Below are 2974 nucleotides of genomic sequence, written 5' to 3'. Positions count from 1 at the left end.
GGAGGTGGCCGCGCCGCCGTGGTCGCCGCCGACCTGACCGATATGGACGCCGTCGACGATCTTGTCGGCCAGGCGCAAGCAGCGCTCGGACCCATCCCGCTGCTGGTCAACAATGCGTCGCTGTTCGAGGACGATTCGGTTCGGGATTTCGACTGGCGGGCCTGGGACCGGCACTTTGCCGTCCATGTGAAAGCGCCCGCGCTGCTGGCGCAGAATTTCGCCCGGGCGTTGCCGGCAGGGCAGGAGGGCCTGATCGTCAACATGATCGACCAGCGCGTCTGGCGTCCGACGCCGCGCTACTTCTCCTATGCGCTGTCCAAGTCGACGCTGTGGACGGCCACCCAGATGATGGCGCAAGCGCTCGGCCCCAGCATCCGCGTCAATGCCATCGGCCCGGGGCCGACACTGAAGAACGCGCGTCAGGACGACAGCGATTTTGCCGCACAGGTGGATGGCTTGGTCCTCAAGCGCGGCCCGGAATTGCCGGAATTCGGCGCCACGATCCGCTATCTCTGGGAAGCGCGCTCGGTCACCGGCCAGATGATCGCGCTTGATGGCGGCCAGCATCTTGCATGGCAGACGCCCGATGTGACAGGCATGACGGAATGAGTCCTGTAGACCACAAAAGCAAGCCGCGCGGCGGCGCCGACGATCTGCCCCCCGATATCGACCTCGAGGACGAGGCGGTCGAGGAGATCGTTGAAACCGTCGGTCCCGATGTCGCCTTCACCGCCATCGACTGGACCCCGCATGCCGGCGACGCGGAAGGCATGATCGGCGCCGAGGTGATCCAGACGCTGGTCAAGCGGCTTCCCAACGCGCCCGGCGTCTACCGCATGATGAACGCTGCCGGCGATGTGCTCTATGTCGGCAAGGCGCGCAGCCTGAAGAAGCGCGTCACCAACTACGCGCAAGGCCGCTTCCACACCACCCGCATCGGCCGCATGGTGCGTGAGACGTCGACGATGGAGTTCGTCGTCACCCGCACCGAGATCGAAGCGCTGCTGCTCGAAGCCAACCTTATCAAGCGCTTGCGGCCGCGATTCAACGTCCTGATGCGCGACGACAAGTCGTTTCCCTACATTCTCTTGACCGGCGATCATGTCTCGCCGGGCATCTACAAGCATCGCGGCGCGCGCTCGCGCAAAGGCGATTATTTCGGCCCGTTTGCCTCGGCCGGTGCCGTTGGCCGTACCATCAACTCCCTGCAGCGCGCCTTCCTGCTCAGGAGTTGCACCAACTCGTTCTACGAGAACCGCACGCGGCCATGCCTGCTTTATCAGATCAAGCGCTGCGCTGGTCCCTGCACCGGCGAGGTCTCGCATCAGGACTATGCGGAACTGGTCGGCGAGGCGAAGGACTTCTTGTCCGGCCGCAGCCAGAAGGTGAAGACGGAAATCTCGGCCGCCATGCAGCAGGCGTCGGAAGCTCTCGATTTCGAGCGCGCCGCGATCTATCGCGATCGACTTGCGGCCCTGTCGCATGTGCAGAGCCACCAAGGCATCAATCCGGCGACCGTCGACGAAGCCGATGTCTTCGCCATCCATCAGGAAGGCGGCCAGGTCTGCATCCAGGTGTTCTTCTTCCGCACCGGCCAGAACTGGGGCAACCGCGCCTATTTCCCCAAGGCCGATCCGGCGTTGGAAGCAGCCGAGGTGTTGGGTTCGTTCCTGGCGCAGTTCTATGACGACAAGCCGACGCCGCGGAACATTCTTCTGTCGCATGGCGTCGAGGATCAGGAACTGCTGGCCGAGGCGCTCTCCACCCGAGCTGGCCGCAAGGTCGCGATCTCCGTGCCGCAGCGCGGCGAGAAGAAGGACCTGACCGACAACGCTTTGCAGAATGCCCGCGAAGCGCTCGGACGCCGGCTGGCTGAAACCTCCACCCAGGGACGCCTGCTTGCGGGTTTCGCCGAGACATTCGGCCTGGCCAAGCCGCCGGTGCGCATCGAGGTTTACGACAACTCACACATCATGGGCACCAACGCGGTCGGCGCCATGGTCGTCGCCGGACCGGAAGGGTTCGTGAAGAACCAGTACCGGAAATTCAACATCCGCTCGACCGAGATCACACCTGGCGACGATTTCGGCATGATGCGCGAGGTGATGGAGCGACGTTTTTCGCGGCTGCTGAAGGAGCATGGCGATGTCCCGGCTGGGGATGCGGCTGATGGTTCGGCGGACGATATGGAGGACGATATCTCCGGCAGCTTCCCGGCCTGGCCCGATGTCATCCTGATCGACGGTGGCCAGGGCCAGATGACTGCGGTGCGCAAGATCCTCGCCGATCTCGGCATCGAGGACCGGGTGGTGGCCATCGGCATCGCCAAGGGCCAGGACCGCGATGCCGGCCGTGAGCGTTTCTTCGTCAAAGGCAGGGACTCGTTTTCGCTGCCGGTTCGCGATCCCGTGCTCTATTTCGTCCAGCGCCTGCGCGACGAGGTCCACCGTTTCGCCATCGGTTCGCATCGGGCGCGCCGCAAGAAGGAGATGGTCAAGAGCCCGCTCGACGAGATCAGCGGCATCGGTCCCGGCCGCAAGCGGGCATTGCTGCTGGCATTCGGCACCGCCAAGGCGGTCAGCCGCGCCGCCATCGAGGATCTGCGGAAAGTCGACGGAATTTCCGAACAGGTGGCGAAACTGGTCTACAATCACTTCCACGAGAGTTGAAAAATCCGGCACTTTCATCTGGCCTGTCGAATCTGGCCTGTTGACCCCCTACATTCGCATCTGATTTGAGTAGGCAGGCAGAAAGAGTTTCCCAGACATGGCCAAGCGCGCGTTCAACCTGCCCAATATGCTCACCTACGCCCGCATCGTCGCGGTGCCGCTGGTGGTGCTGTGCTTTTTTCTCGAAGGACATCTGAAGTCGAGCGACTTTGCCCGCTGGTCGGCGCTGATCATCTTCCTGCTCGCCTCGATCACCGATTATCTGGACGGCTATCTGGCACGCGCCTGGCAGCAGACCTCCAACA

3 protein-coding genes are annotated in these 2974 nt (G+C 63.4%); all 3 read left to right on the top strand.

Going from position 1 to position 2974, the window contains the following annotated elements; genetic code table 11:
* On the top strand, positions 1 to 609 hold a 609-nt coding region (locus EN984_RS28780), incomplete at its 5' end, for an SDR family oxidoreductase (RefSeq protein ID WP_127384136.1).
* The gene (gene uvrC / locus EN984_RS28775; RefSeq protein WP_127267619.1) at positions 606 to 2669 is read left to right on the top strand and encodes an excinuclease ABC subunit UvrC; all 2064 of its coding nucleotides are present in this window, start codon (positions 606 to 608) and stop codon (positions 2667 to 2669) included. The genes EN984_RS28780 and uvrC, both read left to right, overlap by 4 nt.
* 97 nt (positions 2670 to 2766) lie before the next feature.
* Positions 2767 to 2974: CDP-alcohol phosphatidyltransferase family protein (locus EN984_RS28770; protein WP_164765714.1), on the top strand; the 208-nt coding region annotated here is incomplete at its 3' end.

The organism is Mesorhizobium sp. M7A.F.Ca.CA.004.12.1.1 (assembly GCF_003997835.1).
GTDB lineage: Bacteria > Pseudomonadota > Alphaproteobacteria > Rhizobiales > Rhizobiaceae > Mesorhizobium.
This window is presented reverse-complemented; position numbering and strand designations above follow the sequence as displayed.